Below are 17,546 nucleotides of genomic sequence, written 5' to 3' on the forward strand. Positions count from 1 at the left end.
ATGGTCACCACTCCTTCCAGCAAGTGGTGCGTCGTCAGCAACGTTCCGCTGCCGGACCTGACGCCTCTCGCGCCGGGGCACCACCTCGGCGAGTTGCACGTGCACTACCGGGGCCCTGAGCGGGTCGGGCTCGACGCTCCGTTCGAGTTGGACGTCCGCACGCTGACCACCCGTCCAGGCGGTACCGGGCCCGGGTCCTCCCTGCGCGTCACACCGGATGCCGTCACCGTACGCATCTCGCCCCTCAACGAGGATCCGGTCTACTACGCGGTCAACCGCCTGCGTGGCCGCTTCGCCTATTTCACCGATCTCCTGCTCGCTCCCCTGGTCCTGCCCGCGCTCGGACTGGGCGTCGAGATCACGGACGGCCCGTCGGCGCACGAGCGTGCCACCCTTCTGAAGGGTGTCGACCGACTGCCGCACGGCATCGTCGTGGAAACCCGCTCGACCGGGCACAACTGGACCACGACCACGGCCGATGAGGCCGACCCGCTGGCCGCACACCGGGCGCCGCACCGGGACGAGCCCCTGGCGGCCGGCGAGGCCCAGCTCGATTCACTCGCCGCGGAGATCGGCCGCATCGCCGCCGGGACGCCCGAGGGCGGCCGTTACGCGACCCTGCTGTCCGGGGGCATCGACTCGGGGACGGTCACGTACCTCGCGGCCACCGGAGGACTGCCGGTCACCCCGTACAGTGTCGGGACCCCGTGGGGCGACGAGTTCGCCGATGCCGCCGAGTTGTGCGAGGTCCTGGGCCTGGAACTGGTGCCCGTCCACCTCGACGAGGACCAGATCATCGGCTCCGTCCCGGAGGCGGTGCGTTGGCTGGGAGTCGCGGACCCGGAGGTGGTCGAGGTCGCGCTGACAGCCACCACGGTGCAGCGCGTGCGGGCTCTTCCCACCGACCGGGTGCTGCTCACCGGCTACGGCAGCGATCTGATGAACGCCGGGCTGTACAGCCCGTTCGACCACCCGGACGACCTCATCGACCAGGTCCTGTCCGCGGTGGACCGCACCCGGCGCAGCAACGAGTTGTCCAACCGCATGCCGCTCGCGTACGGCACGACCACCCACCACCCGTTCTGGTCCTGGCCGGTCATGCAGGTCGCCCTGGAGACCGCGCCGCAGTGCAAGGTCCGGGAGGGGCGGGAGAAGTACCACCTGCGCACCGCCATGAGCTCCCGGGTGCCCGAGTCGGTCGCCTGGCGCAAGAAGATCGCGGTCCACCACGGTGGCGGACTCCAGCAGGGCGTCATGCGTCGCCTCCGGAAGGAGACCGGTCACGAGGACCGGGAGAAGCTCTACCGCGCCTGCTTCGCCGAACTCGTCGACCAGGCCGCCGCAGGACAGTTGGAACCGGTGGATCCCTGGTCACTGCTCGAACGGGCCGTGCGCCGAGTGCGTACGCACTGACCCACCCCCTGTTCCGGCAGGGCGGGCATGACGAGGCACGACGGGGGACTGGCCAAGCATGTGTACCGTGTTTTTCCGCTCCCGCGCCCACGAGGAGGGTTCTCTCCTTCTCGGCGCGGTGCGCGACGAATTCCTGGACCGGCTCTGGAAGCCGCCGGACCGCCACTGGAGTGGGCCACACCACCCGTTCGAGGGCGGCCTCGACCTCACATCCGGCGGCACCTGGCTCGCCGTCGACCGGTCGCAGTCGGCCGTAGCCGTCCTGGTCAACGGCGTGGAGGTCAACGGTGCGGAGGTCATCGGCGCGGGAGCCGCTCCCCTGCCGTCGCCCGGCCGGCGCAGCCGCGGCGCCTGCCCACTTCGGGCCCTGGCCGGTGAATTCCCCCTGGAGAGAGCCGAGTTGCTCGGCATGGGCGGGTTCCACCTCCTGCTCGGGCGCCCTGTGGGTGTCGAGCTGTGGAGTTGGGACGGGGTGGAACTGCGGCATCGGCACGTTCCGCCCGGCGACCACGTGCTGACCTTCTACGGCCTCGACGACATCGACCACGAACGTGCCGCAGGTGTCCTGCGGGCCCTGAACGCCACGGCGGACGCCGAGCCGCAGCCCGGCGAGCCTCCGGAGACGGCGTGGGCGCCGTGGCTGGACCTGTTCGGTGACGGGGAGCCCTCGGACCGCGACTCGCGCAGCCCTCTCGTCAGCCGGCTGCTCGACGGCCGCGCCTACGGCTCCACCTCCGCCTCCCTGGTCGCACTCACCCCGGCACACGTCCGCTACGACTTCACCGCCGACCCCTGGGACCGGCTGCGGTGGTACGAGGTCTGATCCCCGCGCTCGCTCGTGACCGCTACAGCCCCGTTGTGACCGCAACAGCCCCGCGTGTCCCGGCTCGTCTCAACACCGAAGGTGCCCCGTGCTCACAGAGTCCTCCCAACCCCGGACGTCTTCTCCACCCCGGCCCGTGGCCGAGGTTGCCGCCTGGATCGGCCGCAACCAGTACACCGGTTCCCGACCCAGGCCGCTGACCGGATGCGACGGCCGGACGGTCGCGCAGGTCGCCCAGCCCAACCGGCTGCTCCAGCACAAGGCCGTGACCCTGGCCCGCAACGCCGCCGGCGGACTCCGCGGAATCGACGACGCCACCTGGTTCGGCTACTTCCACCGGGCCGCCGACGTGGTGGAACGAGAGCTGGCCGCCGGCCGGGTGACTCCGGTGGCCCGGGCGATCTCGCAGACCACGGGCCTTCCACAGCTCAGGGTCGAACGCGGTATCGCCGCCGTGGCCAACCACATGCGCCGCATCGAGGACATCATGGCGGTCCAGGCCCCGCAGGGCGACCTGACCGCCTACCGCACGGGCCGGGTCGACGCTCCGTGGGCGTGGCTGCCCGCGGGACGCACCTGCATGGTGCGGGTCCCGGGCAACTTCCCGACGATCCAGATCGAGTGGCTCCAAACGCTCGCGGCCCGGCGGCCGACCCTGATCAACACCTCCGAACGCGACCCGTTCACCGCCGGCGTCTTCGTCTCCGCCCTGTACGAAGCCGGGCTGCCCGACGGAGCCGTCTCGATGTGCCACGGCGACGTCCCCACGTGGGTGCGCCTCGCCGATCAGATCGTGTGGCCCGGCGAGCACGCGCCCTCGCTGGAGCCCTCACGGGTGAAGACCTACCACTTCGGGCGGAGCAAAGCCGTCCTGCTCGACGACCGCCCCGACCCGCGGACCTGGGACCGTCTGGCGCGGCTCGCCTTCCAGGGATCCGGTCGGCTGTGCACCAACGTCAGCGCGCTCGCGGTCACCGGAGATGCCGAGTCCGCCGCCGAACAGCTGGCCAAGGCGTTCAACGCCTACCCCGTCCTGCCACTCGACGCCCGGGCGGCACGGGTGCCCGCGTTCCCCGACCGGGACCTCCTGCAGGCGCTGGTGCGCCAGATCGAGCGCGAGGTCGCGGGCGGAGCCGTGGACGTCACCGCCCGTGACTCCGGTGTTCCGCTCCTGGTCGAGATCGGTGGCAGCGCCTTCCTGCGCCCCACCGTGCTGCTGACGGACGCGGATTCCCCGCTGTTCCGGACCGAACTGCCCTTCCCCTTCACCGCCGTGGCGCGGGTCGACCGGGAGCGCCTGGACGAGGCGTGCGCGCATTCGCTGATCGTGTCGGTCATCGGCGATCACCCCGAGGCCGTGGACGTGCTCGCCCAGGAACCCACGATCACCAAGGTCTTCGCCGGCGAAGAGTTCGACCGGGGATACGACCCGGTCGACCCCCAAGAGGGCTACCTCTCCGACTTCCTGTTCCAGAAGAAGGCACTCCTTCCGCGGAGGGCCGTATGACGTCCAAGGATGCATCCATGTCGTTCTCCGAATTCTCCTCCCCCCTCCGCCCCGTCAGTGACGAGCACGTCCGCCGCGTGATCCGCCGGCACCTCCACCCGGAGACGGGGTCGCCGTTCTGGCTGGAGCGTGACCGTGTGCTGGGGGCGAACGCCTACGAGAAGGTCACCGGGCTCGCCGACGCGGTGGCACTCGTCGGCCTGCGGGACGCCGCCGACCAGCAGCGCTACGAGGAGGCGGTTCGTCGTCGCCCCGTGGAGGACTTCATCCCGCGCGACGTCCTCGCCCAGGAGAAGTTCCTCTGGGCCGCGCAGACGGGTGGCACCACGGGCACGCCCAAGCACGGCACCTGGGGGTCGACCTACTGGCGGGACGTCCTCGACTGGTCCGACTACTTCCTCGACCTGCACGGTGTGGGGCGCGACCAGAACTGGCTCTTCCTCGGCCCCATGGGCCCGCACACCACGGGCCGCCTCGTGGTCTCGTACGCCGAGCGCCGAGGCGGCCGCTGCTTCTCGATCGACCTCGACCCCCGGATCGTCAAGGTCTTCGGCGAGGAGGGGATGACCGCCGCCGCCGACCGGTACGTCCGGCACATCTGGGACCAGACCGAAGCGATCATCCGCTCGCAGGACATCGGCGTCATGTTCTGCACGTCACGCCTGCTGGAGATGCTTCCCGAACACCTGGATCCGGCGCTGTTCTCGTCCGTCAAGGCGATCGTCCACGCGGGCACCACCCTGGAACCGGAGACCCACCGCGTCCTGAGGGAGGACCTCTTCCCCGACGTTCCCGTCGTCGGCCTGTACGGCACCTCGACCACGAGCGTCAGCTGGCAGAAGCCGTTCGAGCCCGAGGACGACTACCGGGTCGTCTACGTGCCCAGTTCGCCGCACGTCCTCCTGGACGTGGTGGACGAGGAGGGCGCCGACGTCGAATTCGGCGAGGAGGGATGGGTGCGGGTGTGGCGGTTCACCGACGACCAGCTGATCCCCGGCTTCCGGGAGCGTGACCGGGCCCGTCGCGTCCGTCCGTACGGTTCGGCCGCCGAGGCGCACCCGTGGGCCTGGATCGGTGACCCCTTCAGCCCCGAGTTCACCGAGCTGGGACGGGTCGAAGGCGTGTACTGAGCAGCCGCAGCAAGCATCGACAGCCCCATCACGGCGGTCCGCGACAGCGGCCCCGCTCCGGAGGAAGAAGGAAGCCGTGCGAATACTGCTGGTGTGGCCACGCAACGAGCGGGCCGTTCTCAGCGACGAGCTGAGCTGTTGCGAGCCGTTGCCGCTGGAGTACCTGGCGGGCGCGCTGCGTGGCCACCACGACGTCACCATTCACGATCTGCGCCTCGACGCCCCGCTAGCGGAGTACGCCGCGACCAACGAGCCACCGGATCTCGTCGGAGTCGCCGTCCCGTACACCACCAACGTGCCGGTCAGCCGGCAGGTGACCCATGAAGTGAAGCGGCTGTGGCCCGACGTGCCCGTCGTACTCGGCGGACACCACGTGACCGTGTCCAGCGAATGGATGGACGGCTTCGCCGCCGACTACGTCGTGGCCGGCGAGGGCGCCGACCCGCTGCTCACCCTGATCGGCCACCTGGAACGCGGCACCCGCGTCGAGCCCGTGACCGGGCTCGCGCCGTACGACACGAGGACCGCGCTGCGCCGTACGGTCAAACCGGAACCGGCCACGCTGAACTCCCTGCCCCGCCCCGACCGGTCCCTGCTGGCCCGGCACCGCGACTCCTACTTCCACTCCATCTACAACCCGGTGGCCCTGGTCCGCTTCAGCGCGGGCTGTCCCTTCCAGTGCCACTTCTGCTCGCTGTGGCGCATCACCGACCGCCGCTACCTGGTCAAGGAAGCCGAGCGCGTGGTGAGCGAGATCGAGGAGATCGAACAGCGGAACCTCTACGTGGTCGACGATGAGGCGTTCATCCAGCCCGCCCGCATGCTCGAACTGGCGGATGCCATCGACCAGGCGAAGCTGGACCGCCGGTACCACATGTACGTGCGTACCGACACCGCCCTGCGCCGCCCGGACGTGATCACCCGCTGGGCGGAGATCGGACTGGACTCCGTGCTCGTGGGGGCGGAATCCATGACCGACGACGAGTTGAGCGGATACCACAAGGGCACCAGCGCGCGTCAGACCCGCGAAGCACTCGACCTCTTCCACGGATTGGGGGTCAAGGTCCGGGCCAACTTCATCGTGAACCCGTCCTGGGACGAGGCCGACTTCGACCGGTTGACCCGCACGGTGGAGGAGCTCGGTGTGGACATGCCGAGCTTCTCGGTCCTGACTCCCCTGCCGGGAACCGACCTGTACGACGAGGTGCGGGACCAACTGATAGACGACGACCCCGAGTTGTTCGACTGCTATCACACGCTCTTCGCCACCCGGCTCGCACCCGAGCGCTTCTACGACCGGCTCTCCCGACTCCTCGTCACCGCGAGCTCCCGCCGCGACGACGAGGCGAGCAGTGACCCGTCGGTCTTCTACTACTCGACGAACGACGCCTTCAGCCGCATGGTCCAGGCCGTCCGCAGCGGCGGCTTCGGTGAACGCGTCGGCAGCAGGTGACCGAAGACACCCAACGGGGCCGGGGCTCTCGGTGCGGCATCCCCACACCGAGAGCCCCGGCCCGCCACGTAACTGAACAGACCGGGTCGGCGCCGTGCTGCTCGAATCGGTCGAACCCGAACCCCGAGCGTGAATCCGGCGTCGGACAACAGCAGTTCACCGGCGAGAGCCGGGCGTCGGGACGGCGCGACCGGCGGGGTCAGAACGTGGTCGTCACGGTGGCGCCGGTGAAGGCGGTGGTGGCGTGGAGGGTGATGTAGTTCCAGCCGGCCGGGGGGTTGGCGATGGTGAGGGTGTGCGGGCCGTCGCCGGTGGCGGAGGCGGTGTTGGCGGTGCTGTCGGCCCAGGTGGTGGGGCTGTAGTAGAGGTCGGTGGTTCCGGTGCCGGGGGTGGTCGTGATGGTGAGGTTCTTGGTTCCGGCGGGGATGTCGATGTAGAGGTAGCTGTTGTCCCGGGCGGCGGCGGTGAGGTTGGACCGGCTGCAGTTCTGAGCCAGGCGGCGGGTGTCGTCAGCGGTGCACTCGGCGGTTGAAGCACCGACCGCGACCGTCTGGTCGGCGGTTGCGGTGGCGCCGGCCTTGTCGGTGACGGTCAGCCGGACGTGGTAGCTGCCCGGCTTGGCGTAGGTCTTGGTCGGATTGGCATCGGTGGAGGTGGTGCCGTCGCCGAAGTCCCACTTGTGAGCGGTGATCGCCGCGGAGTTCTCGGTGGTGTCGGTGAGCGTGACGTTCAGGCCGTTCGCCTTGGCGGTGAAGGCGGCGGTGAGCGGCTTGTCGGGGGCGTTGCACGCGCCGGCGGCGCATTCCTTGAGCCACTTGGCCCAGTCGGCGTCGTAGCTGGTGCCGATGGAGTTGATCAGGCCGAGTGCGGCCTTGTAGTCACCGGATCGGTAGTGGCCGAGCAGGGTGTCGATGTCGGAGCGGTGGTTCTCCATCATGTAGCGCACCGCGAGGTAGCCCCAGGGGTAGATCCGGTCCGTGCCGCTGCTGTAGGTGTTCGCGAAGACGGTACTGAGCGGGTAGCTGCCCTTGGCCGCGTCGGCGACCGCCGCGGTGTCGGTCACGCCGCGGTAGCCGTAGGACTCGTACTCGGCGAAGCCCTCGATCCACCAGATGGTGCCAGGGGTGGCGGTTGCGGCGGCGAAGTCGCCGGCGGTGTTGAAGCGGCCGTCCAGGTAGTGGGTGTACTCGTGGTTGAGGTTCCAGATCTGGAAGCTCGGGCGCAGCCAGTCGGCTTCGTAGGCGACGAACCGGGCCTGGTTGTCGGGCTTGGAGGGGTCGCCTTCCTCGTAGATGCCACCGTTGTTGGTGTCGACGCCGAAGATGACGTTGGCGTAGGTCTGGTAGTCGCTGGTGGAGTGGAAGACGTCCACCTCCATGGCGCTGTTGTGGTCGCCGGGCAGCGGGCCGGGGTCCTTGGCGAGCTTGTGGAAGTAGGCGTTCTCGCCGGTGAGGCTGTCGCAGGTGCCGAGCAGCTGCTCCTTGGTGAGCGCCTGGGTCACGATGTGGATCGTGCCGCACTGGTAGTCGATGGTCAGCACGGCCTTCTTGAGCCGGTTGGCGAGGTCGCAGGTGCCGTAGTCGGAGCAGTTGTTCTGGTCGTTGTCGTTCGCCTGGGCGGCGATGCCGACCCAGAGGGGGGCGGTGGGGCCGGTCATCGAGGACTTGGCCAGCAGGTTCTTGATCATCGGGCGGACGGTGGGGGTCAGGGTGCGGTCCTGGAGGAACCGGGCCAGCTCGGCGCCGGCGTTGGACGCCAGGTAGCTCTGCGGTCCGCCCAGGAGGCCGAGGTTGTTGTTGGCGAAGGTCTCGAGGGTGGCGAGGATGGAAGGGTCGGCTTCGGTGGCGGTGACGAAGTCGGGGTTCTGGTGGCCGCGGAAGAGGACGGTGTAGACGTTGTTGACCGCGGTCAGCATGTTGTACGAGTTGTTGTACGAGCTGTTGTAGCCGGTGAGCAGCTTCTTGAGGACGGGCAGGTAGCGGGCGTTCTGGCCGGCGCTGTCGATCAGGGTGACGGCTTCCGAGAGGACGGCGCCGTTGGCGTCGGTGGCGTCCAGGCTGTGGGCGTTGGCGTAGAAGGAGTCCAGGGCGGACTGGATCGCGGTCTGCAGAGCGCTGCCGTAGGTACCGACGTCGGATTTGTGGTTCCACTGCACGTAGTAGCCGGCCCGGAGGTAGAGCACGAGCTCCAGGACGTGGGTGCTGTTGTCCCCCGGGTAGCTGCGGGAGGCGGCGGCCAAGGCGTCCGCCACCGTGGTCATCTGCGACTCCTGGAAGGCCAGGTGTGCGTCTGAACCGGTGACGTTGAACAGGCCGTTGATGCAGTCCGGGCCGGCGGACTGGATCGCCTGGATCAGGGCGCCGCCGGTGTTCGCGGTGAAGGCGCTGGTGGAGCAGGCGGCGACGCTCGCCTTCGGGCCGCCTGCCTCCGCGGTCGTTGCCTTCGGCCTTGCCGCGGCGGACCTTGTCGGGCTGCCGTAGTCCTGGTGCTGTGCCTCGGTGTTGGACGGCAGAGGTCGACGGTCCCTGGGGCGCACCAGCTTCGCGTCGTCCTGGACGGCCTCGGTGGCCGACTGGGGTGCCGGACCTGGGTGGGGAGCGTCGGTCTTGGCTTCGGGGGACGGGCTGGTGAGCCCCGCGTGAGCGCTGCCCGGCCCGTTGGCGGCGATCCCGACCCCGGCGGTCAGCGCGAGGGCGGCGGCTATCAGGAGCTTGGGCAGCTTGTTGCGGGCGTGTGCGGCTTTCATGGGTTCTCCTGGTGTGGGGGCAGCACCGTGCGGCGCGGCCTCGCGGGGAGGCTGCGCAATCAGGTGATGCGTCGTCACTTTCCCTGACACGGTTGGCCAGTGCCGGTTGTGGGGCGCCGAGTCGATGGCTGGTCCTGGCCGATCGCAGGCTCGGCGATGAGTCGACCGCCAGTCAGTTCGGGGATCGTCCGTGGCGGGACAGGGTGCCGACGACAACGTTCGCCGCTACCGAAGTGCCCACCGGTACAGGGCGGTTGTCGTGCCCGTGCACCACTCGTTTGCCGGTCATGTGCTCTCCTCGTCGGCAGATGGGGGTGGTTTGCTGCCGACGTATGGGAGATCGGGCACGGGACTGGCGGATAACGGAAAGTGTGCGAGATCTTCAGGGCCGCTGGACGCGGGTGCCCGGTCCGAGGCGCTCGACCGCAGGTGGGAAGTGGTCCAGCAAGACGTCAACTTCTCTGCCGTGAAAGCCGAACTCGCGGATGGCATCACTGATTGTGAGGCGGTCCCCCATGTCGAGTGACCGCCACTGCTGCACGGCTTCGGAAGGAACGTCTCCGCTTCCATGACGCACCGTCCAGTAGGTCTCGGTGACGTCCTGCACCAGCGAGGGGCCCAACTGTGCCAGCGGCCCCTCCTGGTGCCATGCGAGCAGATGCCGGTACCGGAGTGGATTGCCGGCGATCGGCCGCGCCGCAACGCCCGGCATCTCCTCGAACGTGGCCTGGCAGAAGCTCACCGCGTGGCCGCTGCGGACGACGCCCAGGACGGGTCGGCCTTCCACCTCGCCGCCGGCGAGTTCCTCATCGCCTTGCGAGGCCCGACGGCAAGGCCGTGCGGGGCTGCCGGTCCATCATGAAAAAGCCCCGGACGGGCGTTTGCCTTTCGCCGCACCCCTCCAACCTGTGCGTGCATGACGTCAGTCGCGGTGGACCAGCAGGGTGCCACCGGCCAGGACGGCGCTGGCCACCAGCGCCCAGGCGGTCTGTCCGTGCAGGACGAGGACGGCTCCGGGGGCGGCGCCGGCGAGCATGGTGACGACGGAGAGGAGCTTCCTGCGCTGGCGGGCGGCGGCGCCCCCGGCGAGGCGGGAGTCGGCGGCGAGACCGGTCAGGGTGAGGGTGAGCACGGTGGTGGTGAGGTCCGGCACTCCGAGGCCGCGCACGGTGCCGTTGCGGATGCCCATCGCCAGGGCGAGCAGGGCGATCACGACGTACTGCGCCGGCCCGTCCGTACTCCGGACGAAGACGACGGCGGCGGCGACGCCGTACAGCGCGGCTTCCAGGGCGAAGACCGTGCCCAGCCGGGCAGGGCGCCGGGGTCCGGGGTCCCGGGTGGCCAGCCGACCGGCCAGGAGTGCACCGAGGAGGAAGGCGGCGAGGGAGGTCAGTGAACCGGTCACGGAGAAGCCGGGTGCTCCGGCGAGGGCGAAGGCGATGACGACGACGTTGCCGGTCATGTTCGCCGTGAAGACGTGGCCGAGACCGAGGTAGCTGACGGCGTCGATGAGGCCGCTGACCAGGGTGAGGCCGAACAGGGCCAGGGCGAGCGGGTGGCGGTCGTGGATCTGCGGTCCGGGCGGTGGGGAGGTGGTGCGGGAATCGGCTGCGGGCTTGGTCACGACGGCTCCTCGGTCCGGCGGGGGGGATTACGGGCGGGGAACTGCGGCGGGGGGGTGATGCGGGTGGGGGTGATACGGCCCGGGGGCACCGCCGCGCTCCGGCGGGGCCCCCGGGCCGAGTCGGCTCCCGCTCAGAAGAAGCAGGGGTCCAGTGGCACCTGCGCCTGTCCGGGAAGCGCGAGACCACGCGCTGTGCGCCAGGCGTGCTGCTCGCCGGAGGCGGCCACGGCCTCCAGCACGCCTTCGGCCTGGCGGACTCCGGCAGCCAGGCTGGGGGCGGGGGTGGCGTGGTAGCCGCCGAAGCGGGTGACCGGGCTCCAGGAGGGCGTCACCGCAGGCAGGTCCGGGGCCAGGCCCTGGTGTTCCGCGGTGGCGTGGACGATCCGCCCGCCGACGACGGTGAGGACGGACTCGATGTGCGGGATGTCAGCCTCGGGCACGGTGAAGTAGTCGGCGCTGAGCAGCGCGAAGTCGGCGTAACTCCCTACCGTCACACGGCCCTTGACCTCCTCCTCGCCGGTGAGGCGGGCACCGCCGAGGGTGTAGAGCTCCAGGGCCTGGGCGCGGCTGAGCCGGTTGTGCTCGGCCGCGAGGCGCCGCCCGGAGACGGCCCGGCCGGAGACCAGCCAGTGCAGGGCGACCCAGGGGTTGTAGGAGGAGACCCGGGTGGCATCGGTGCCCGCGGCGACGGTGAGGCCGCGGTCCAGCATGGCGCGCAGTGGCGGCGCCTCGGCGGCGGCGGGGGCGCCGTAGCGGGAGACGAAGGCCTCGCCCTGGAAGGAGAGGCGGTTTTGCACCGAGACCGCGCCGCCCAGGGCCGCGATCCGGTCGAGGCTGTCCGGGCTGACGGTCTCGGCGTGGTCGAAGAGCCAGCGGCCGCCCTGGGGGAAGAGGCCCTCGGCGGCGAGCTTCTCGAAGACGGCGAGGTCGCGGCGGATGGTCTCGTCGTAGGTGGCGTGCAGCCGAAAGCCCCAGCCGTGCTCCGTCAGCAGGCGGACGGCCTTCTCGAACTCGCTCTCGTAGGAGCCCAGCTGCGGGCGCGGTTCGGTGAAGTTCTCGAAGTCGGCGGCGGCCCAGGTGAGGTTCTCCCCCGCGCCGTTGAGGCGCAGCCAAGCGTCGCCCTCCCCTGGGCGTACGGTGTTGACCCAGCGGGTGAGGTCGTCCAGTTCCTGCCCCGCGGTCTGCGGGAAGAGGTGGTAGGCGATGCGCAGGGTCAGTTCGCCTTGGCGGGCGAGTTCCATGACGGTGCCGTAGTTCTCGGGGAAGCTCTGGAAGCCGCCGGCGGCGTCGATCGCGGAGGTCAGGCCGAAGCGGTTCAGCTCGCGCAGGAAGTGCCGGGTGGAGCCGATGCGGTCGGCCTCGTCCAGAGTCGGCGCCTTGGCCAGGGTGGAGTAGAGCAGCAGCGCGCCGGGGGCGGCGATCAGCAGGCCGGTGGGCTCGCCGTCGTGGCCGCGCACGATCTGGCCGCCCGCCGGGTCGGGGGTGTCCCGGGTGAAGCCGGCGGCGCGCAGCGCGGCCCGGTTGAGCAGCGCCGACTGGTAGAGGTGCAGTACGAAGACGGGGGTGTCGGGCGCCGCTGCGTCGAGCTCCTCCAGGGTGGGCAGGCGCCGCTCGGCGAACTGGTCGGCGGACCAGCCTCCGACCACCCGCACCCACTGGCCGGGCGGGGTGCGCTCGGCCTGGAGCCGGAGCATCGCCAGGGCCTCGCGCAGCGTCGGGACGCCGTCCCAGCGCAGCTCCAGCACGTAGTTGAGACCGCCGCGGATGACGTGCAGGTGCGCGTCGTTGAGTCCGGGAACGGCCCGGCGGCCGAGCGCGTCGACCACCCGGGTGTCGGGGCCGACCAGCGGGACGACGTCCGCGTCGTCGCCGACCGCCTGGATCAGTCCGTCCCGGACGGCCACAGCGGTGGCCTGGGGGCGGCGCGGGTCGTTGGTGTACACCTTGGCATTGCGCACGACGAGGTCGGCGGGCTGGTCGGGGGTGCCGGGACGGATTCCGGCGACGGGCATGGTGGACAAGGGAGGCCCCTTCGTTCGGTGGTGTTCGGCGGTGGGGGTCGAGGGTGTGCGCGGGGTCAGTGGAAGCCGAGTGCGGAGGGAGTCACTGCCGGGCCGCCGGCCGGCCGCGGATTCGCCAGGGCCGCGAGGATCAGCGCCGCGAGCTCTCCCCCGGCCCGTTCGATCCGCACCGGCAGGCTGTCGGTGTGTGTGTCGCCCGTGCCGCCCCAGTCCTCGGAGGCCGCGAAGACCGCGGTCGGTGCGACGAGCGCGCGCTGGTAGGCGAAGAGCGGACGCATCGCGTGTTCCAGGGCCAGGGAGTGGCGCGCGGTGCCGCCCGTCGCCCCGATCAGCACCGGCTTGCCCGCCAGGGCGCCGGGTTCGAGCAGGTCGAAGAACGACTTGAACAGGCCGCTGTAGGAGGCCGAGAAGATCGGGGACACGGCGATCAGCGCGTCCGCCGTGCTCACCTCCTCCAGCGCGCCGCCCAGTGCCTGCGTGGGAAAGCCGGAGAGCAGGTGGTGCGAGACGGGGGTGGCCAGTGGGCGCAACTCGTGCAGGCGCACGCGGGCTTCACGACCGGCACGGGCCAGGTGGCCGGTGGTGGCCTCGGTGAGGCGGTCCGCGAGCAGGCGGGTGGACGAGGGCTGGCTGAGCCCGCCCGAGATCACGGCGAGCGTGATCGGCGAGTTCGGTTCCATGGGGGACTCCGTCCTGGTCAGGAGGCGGCGGGGACGTTGTCCCGGCGCGTGGCGTGGGTGGGGGCGTCGGGAACGGTCGCGGGCCGGCCCTTGGCGAACTCCTCGCGCAGGACGGGCACGACCTCCTCGCCGAGGATGTCGAGCTGCTCCAGCACCGTCTTGAGCGGCAGGCCGGCGTGGTCCATCAGGAACAGCTGGCGCTGGTAGTCACCGACGGCCTCGCGGAAGCCGAGGGTGCGCTCGATGACCTCCTGCGGGCTGCCGACGGTCAGCGGGGTCTGCTCGGTGAACTCCTCCAGCGAGGGCCCGTGCCCGTACACCGGCGCGTTGTCGAAGTACGGGCGGAACTCGCGCACCGCGTCCTGGGAGTTCTTGCGCATGAACACCTGCCCGCCGAGGCCGACGATCGCCTGCTCGGGCGTGCCGTGGCCGTGGTGCGCGAAGCGCCTGCGGTAGAGCTCGACCATCCGCCGGGTGTGTTCCTGGGGCCAGAAGATGTTGTTGTGGAAGAAGCCGTCGCCGTAGTACGCGGCCTGTTCCGCGATCTCGGGGCTGCGGATCGAGCCGTGCCAGACGAACGGCGGCACGCCGTCCAGCGGCCTGGGCGTGGCGGTGAAGGCCTGCAGCGGGGTGCGGAAGCGGCCTTCCCAGTCGACCACGTCCTCGCGCCAAAGCCGGTGCAGCAGCGCGTAGTTCTCCGCCGCGAGCGGGATGCCCTGGCGGATGTCCTGGCCGAACCACGGGTAGACCGGGCCGGTGTTCCCGCGCCCGAGCATCAGGTCGACACGGCCGTCGGCCACGTGCTGCAGCATCGCGTAGTCCTCGGCGATCTTCACCGGGTCGTTGGTGGTGATCAGCGTGGTCGCGGTGGACAGGATGATCCGCTCGGTCTTCGCGGCGATCCAGCCGAGCATGGTCGTCGGCGAGGACGGGACGAACGGCGGGTTGTGGTGCTCGCCCGTGGCGAAGACGTCCAGGCCGACCTCCTCGGCCTTGAGCGCGATGGCCAGGATCGCCTTGATGCGCTCGCGCTCGCTCGGCGCCCGTCCCGTGGTCGGATCGACCGTCACGTCGCCGACGCTGAATATCCCGAACTGCATGGGGTTGCCGCCTTTCCGCTGGCTGATCGCGGCCCGACGGGGCCGCCCGGCGAAACCTAGGCAGCCGACGACGCGCGAAGGACGTCCGCAGCGCATGACCAGTGGCCCCGCAGCGCACTGAAACGCCCGACCGGCTCGCCCCGGCCTGTCGTGCGTTGTCAGGACAGTCCCGGGCACACAGCGAGCAGAACACCCGGGGCGGCCCGCACTAGCGTCGTTGAACGAGGCGCCCCGGCGATCCGGGACGGTCGCCTGATGTCACGCCAATTCACTGCATTCCCAGGGAAAGAGAAGACCAATGGTCGACTTCGCCAACGTCCACGCCGCTCCGAGCCCGGACCTGCTGACCCCCGACAACGCGATGATGCTGTTCGTCGACCACCAGCCGCAGATGTTCTTCGGCACCGGCAGCGGCGACCGCACCGCGATCATCAACGCCACCGTCGGTCTGGCGAAGGCCGCGAAGATCTTCGGCGTGCCGACCGTGCTGTCCACGGTCGCCGCCGAGTCCTTCTCCGGCCCGCTCCTCCCGCAGCTGAGGGCCGTCTTCCCCGACCAGGAGGTCATCGACCGCACCAGCATGAACGCCTGGGAGGACGAGGCCCTGGTCGAGGCGGTCAAGGCGACCGGCCGAAGCAAGATCATCCTCTCCGGCCTGTGGACCGAGGTCTGCCTCGTCCTGCCGGCCCTCTCCGCGCTGGACCAGGGCTACGAGGTCTACGTCGTCGCCGACGCCTCCGGCGGCGTCAGCCCGCTGGCCCACGAGCACGCCCTGCAGCGGATGACCGCCGCCGGCGCCGTGCCCGTCACCTGGATCCAGGTCCTGTTGGAGCTCCAGCGCGACTGGGCCCGCGCCGAGACCTACGTCCCGGTGACCGAGCTGGTCAAGGAGCACGGCGGGGCCTACGGCCTGGGCCTGGTCTACGCCCACTCCATGATCGACCCGCACGCCGCCGGCTGACGGACCGCATCGAACCGACGGAGTCCGACATGAACACCGGCCTTCTCCTGCTGCGCCTGGTCGCCGGCCTGCTGATCGCGGGCCATGGCGTCCAGAAGATCAGCTTCCACCTCGGTGGCGGCGGCCTGGAGGGCGGCAGCGCCGAGTTCCGGGGCGACGGCTTCCGCGGCGGCAGGCTCACCGCGCTGGCCGCCGGCGGCACCCAGATCGGCGCCGGACTGATGCTGGCCGCCGGGCTGCTCACCCCACTGGCCGGCGCGGGCCTCATGGGCGTGATGACGGTCGCCCTGACGGTCAAGTGGTCCCACGGGCTGTGGGTGCAGCACGACGGGTACGAGTTCCCGTTCGTCCTGATCGTCATCGGCGCGGCGCTGACCGCCACCGGCCCCGGCCAGTGGTCGGCCGACGGCGTCCTCGGCCTGGCGCACTGGCCGCTGTGGTGGCTGCCCGCGGCCGTGGTCGCCGGGGTGGGCGGCGGCCTGGCCACCCGGCTCGCCCTGCACCGCTCCTGAGGCGGCTGCGACCGAACGGTCTCGGGCCCCTGGCAGCAGAACCGCCCAGGGGCCCGAGACCGCCGGAACACAGGAACGCCGACGGCAAACTCATTCGATTGTGAACGATCGTCACCCCCCCCGGGGGGGGTGACGAGGAAACGGCTGACAGATGAGTGGATCCGAAGAGTTCGACGTCGTGGTGCTCGGCGCCGGTCCGACCGGGGAGAACCTCGCCGATCGCGCGAGGGCGGGCGGGCTGAGCGTGGCGATCGTGGAGGGGGAGCTCGTCGGAGGCGAGTGCTCGTACTGGGCCTGTATGCCGAGCAAGGCGATGCTCCGCCCGTCGGCCGCCCTGCGGGACGCCCGGCGCCTGCGGGGCGCCCGGGAGGCCGTCACGGGCGCTCCGGACGCCACGGCGGTGCTGCGTCGGCGCGACGGCTTCGCCTCGCACTGGCAGGACCAGGGCCAGGTGGCCTGGCTGGACTCCGCCGGGATCACGCTGGTCCGCGGGAACGGCCGACTGGACGGCCCGCGGCGCGTGCTGGTGGACGGCGCCGACGGAGCCCGCCGCGTCCTGACCGCGCGCCACGCCGTGGCGGTCTGCACCGGCACCCGCGCCGCCCTGCCCGACCTTCCGGGCATCGAGCACACGGGTGCCTGGACGAGCCGGGAGGCGACCAGTTCCGCCGACGTCCCCGCCCGACTGGCCGTCGTCGGCGGCGGCGCCGTCGCCGCGGAGATGGCCACGGCCTGGAGCGCACTGGGCAGCCGGGTGACCCTGCTCGTCCGCGGGTCCGGGCTGCTGCCACGGATGGAACCCTTCGCGGGCGACCTCGTCGCCACCGCCCTTCGGGAGTCCGGTGTCGACGTACGGACCGGGGTGTCGGTGAGCGGCCTGACCCGCGACCGCGAGGTGGTCCTGGACCTCGGGGAACACGGTGAACTGCGTACCGACGAGGTGCTGTTCGCCACCGGGCGAAGGGCCGCCACGGAAGACCTGGGGCTGGAGACCGTCGGCCTGAAGCCCGGCGGGTGGATCGCGGTGGACGACACCGGGCTGGCCGTCGACGTGGACGGCGGCTGGCTCTACGCCGCCGGCGACGTGACCGGCCGCGCGCTGCTGACCCACCAGGGCAAGTACCAGGCACGGGTGTTCGGCACGGCGATCGCCGACCGGGCGGCCGACCGGGAACTGGACGTCGCCCCTTGGGGGCGCAGCGTCGCGACCGCCGACCGGGCCGGCGCGCCCCAGGTGGTCTTCACCGACCCGGAGGCGGCCTCGGTCGGCCTCACCCTCGCCGACGCGTCCGCACGGGGCCTGCGGGTGCGGGCCGTCGACTACGACATCGCCGACGTGGCAGGGGCCTCGCTGCACGCCGACGGATACCGCGGCCGGGCACGGGCCGTCATCGATCTGGACCGGGAAACCGTGGTGGGGGCCACCTTCGTCGGTTCCGGGGTCACGGAGTTGCTGCACTCGGCGACCATCGCCGTCACCGCCGAGGTGCCGCTCAGCCGGCTCTGGCACGCGGTACCCGCCTACCCGACCATCAGCGAGGTCTGGCTGCGCCTGCTGGAGGCCTGGCGCGGCTGA

At 71.0% G+C, this 17,546-nt stretch carries 14 protein-coding genes; 8 read left to right on the forward strand and 6 right to left on the reverse strand.

The annotated features are described in order from the left end of the window. From ACWCXH_RS16130 to ACWCXH_RS16150, 5 genes are all read left to right on the forward strand, one after another. A complete protein-coding gene (locus ACWCXH_RS16130) occupies positions 1-1,413 on the forward strand; it encodes an asparagine synthase C-terminal domain-containing protein (RefSeq protein ID WP_449802059.1) in 1,413 nt (470 codons plus the stop codon). Positions 1,414-1,471: 58 nt separating this feature from the next. Continuing rightward, positions 1,472-2,236, forward strand: coding sequence for an NRDE family protein (locus ACWCXH_RS16135; RefSeq protein ID WP_449802060.1), 765 nt, complete (start codon positions 1,472-1,474; stop codon positions 2,234-2,236). A gap of 136 nt (positions 2,237-2,372) precedes the next feature. Then, a complete protein-coding gene (locus tag ACWCXH_RS16140; protein ID WP_449802061.1) occupies positions 2,373-3,743 on the forward strand; it encodes an aldehyde dehydrogenase family protein in 1,371 nt (456 codons plus the stop codon). A 17-nt stretch (positions 3,744-3,760) separates the two neighbouring features. After that, positions 3,761-4,873 carry an AMP-binding protein gene (locus tag ACWCXH_RS16145; RefSeq protein WP_449802062.1) on the forward strand — a complete coding sequence of 371 codons (1,113 nt, stop codon included), beginning with the start codon at positions 3,761-3,763 and terminating at the stop codon, positions 4,871-4,873. Positions 4,874-4,949: 76 nt separating this feature from the next. Continuing rightward, positions 4,950-6,326, forward strand: a complete 1,377-nt coding sequence (locus ACWCXH_RS16150) for a B12-binding domain-containing radical SAM protein (RefSeq protein ID WP_449802063.1) — start codon at positions 4,950-4,952, stop codon at positions 6,324-6,326. Positions 6,327-6,525: 199 nt separating this feature from the next. Here ACWCXH_RS16150 and ACWCXH_RS16155 read toward each other — a convergent pair whose 3' ends face one another. The 6 genes from ACWCXH_RS16155 to ACWCXH_RS16180 form a co-directional block, all read right to left on the reverse strand. Continuing rightward, entirely contained in the window at positions 6,526-9,072 is a 2,547-nt protein-coding gene (locus tag ACWCXH_RS16155; RefSeq protein WP_449802064.1) for a collagenase, read from the reverse strand. Between the two features lie 382 nt (positions 9,073-9,454). Beyond that, positions 9,455-9,814, reverse strand: a complete 360-nt coding sequence (locus tag ACWCXH_RS16160; protein WP_449802065.1) for a hypothetical protein — start codon at positions 9,812-9,814, stop codon at positions 9,455-9,457. A 180-nt stretch (positions 9,815-9,994) separates the two neighbouring features. After that, complete coding sequence (locus ACWCXH_RS16165) at positions 9,995-10,696, reverse strand: YoaK family protein (protein ID WP_449802066.1); 702 nt, start codon at positions 10,694-10,696, stop codon at positions 9,995-9,997. 131 nt (positions 10,697-10,827) lie between these two features. After that, positions 10,828-12,708 (reverse strand): amidohydrolase, encoded by a 1,881-nt coding sequence (locus ACWCXH_RS16170; protein ID WP_449802100.1) that lies wholly within the window; start codon positions 12,706-12,708, stop codon positions 10,828-10,830. Positions 12,709-12,773: 65 nt separating this feature from the next. After that, a complete protein-coding gene (locus ACWCXH_RS16175) occupies positions 12,774-13,397 on the reverse strand; it encodes an FMN reductase (protein ID WP_449802067.1) in 624 nt (207 codons plus the stop codon). Positions 13,398-13,414: 17 nt separating this feature from the next. Then, positions 13,415-14,497: an LLM class flavin-dependent oxidoreductase gene (locus ACWCXH_RS16180; RefSeq protein WP_449802068.1), complete on the reverse strand. Its 1,083-nt coding sequence runs from the start codon at positions 14,495-14,497 to the stop codon at positions 13,415-13,417. 298 nt (positions 14,498-14,795) lie between these two features. Here ACWCXH_RS16180 and ACWCXH_RS16185 point away from each other — a divergent pair, with 298 nt between their 5' ends. The 3 genes from ACWCXH_RS16185 to ACWCXH_RS16195 all read left to right on the forward strand — a co-directional run bounded on the left by ACWCXH_RS16185 (position 14,796) and on the right by ACWCXH_RS16195 (position 17,546). Further along, positions 14,796-15,458, forward strand: coding sequence for a hydrolase (locus tag ACWCXH_RS16185; protein WP_449802069.1), 663 nt, complete (start codon positions 14,796-14,798; stop codon positions 15,456-15,458). Positions 15,459-15,487: 29 nt separating this feature from the next. Then, entirely contained in the window at positions 15,488-15,970 is a 483-nt protein-coding gene (locus ACWCXH_RS16190) for a DoxX family protein (RefSeq protein WP_449802070.1), read from the forward strand. 151 nt (positions 15,971-16,121) lie between these two features. Then, positions 16,122-17,546, forward strand: a complete 1,425-nt coding sequence (locus tag ACWCXH_RS16195) for a dihydrolipoyl dehydrogenase family protein (protein ID WP_449802071.1) — start codon at positions 16,122-16,124, stop codon at positions 17,544-17,546.

The organism is Kitasatospora sp. NPDC001660 (assembly GCF_053596725.1).

Excerpts from the sequence above, each read along its gene's own strand:
- ACWCXH_RS16130 (WP_449802059.1), top strand. The coding sequence starts at position 1 with ATGGTCACCACTCCTTCCAGCAAGTGGTGCGTCGTCAGCAACGTTCCG.
- ACWCXH_RS16135 (WP_449802060.1), top strand. The coding sequence starts at position 1,472 with ATGTGTACCGTGTTTTTCCGCTCCCGCGCCCACGAGGAGGGTTCTCTC.
- ACWCXH_RS16145 (WP_449802062.1), top strand. The coding sequence starts at position 3,761 with ATGTCGTTCTCCGAATTCTCCTCCCCCCTCCGCCCCGTCAGTGACGAG.
- ACWCXH_RS16155 (WP_449802064.1), bottom strand. The coding sequence starts at position 9,072 with ATGAAAGCCGCACACGCCCGCAACAAGCTGCCCAAGCTCCTGATAGCC.
- ACWCXH_RS16170 (WP_449802100.1), bottom strand. The coding sequence starts at position 12,708 with ATGCCCGTCGCCGGAATCCGTCCCGGCACCCCCGACCAGCCCGCCGAC.
- ACWCXH_RS16175 (WP_449802067.1), bottom strand. The coding sequence starts at position 13,397 with ATGGAACCGAACTCGCCGATCACGCTCGCCGTGATCTCGGGCGGGCTC.
- ACWCXH_RS16180 (WP_449802068.1), bottom strand. The coding sequence starts at position 14,497 with ATGCAGTTCGGGATATTCAGCGTCGGCGACGTGACGGTCGATCCGACC.
- ACWCXH_RS16185 (WP_449802069.1), top strand. The coding sequence starts at position 14,796 with ATGGTCGACTTCGCCAACGTCCACGCCGCTCCGAGCCCGGACCTGCTG.
- ACWCXH_RS16190 (WP_449802070.1), top strand. The coding sequence starts at position 15,488 with ATGAACACCGGCCTTCTCCTGCTGCGCCTGGTCGCCGGCCTGCTGATC.
- ACWCXH_RS16195 (WP_449802071.1), top strand. The coding sequence starts at position 16,122 with ATGAGTGGATCCGAAGAGTTCGACGTCGTGGTGCTCGGCGCCGGTCCG.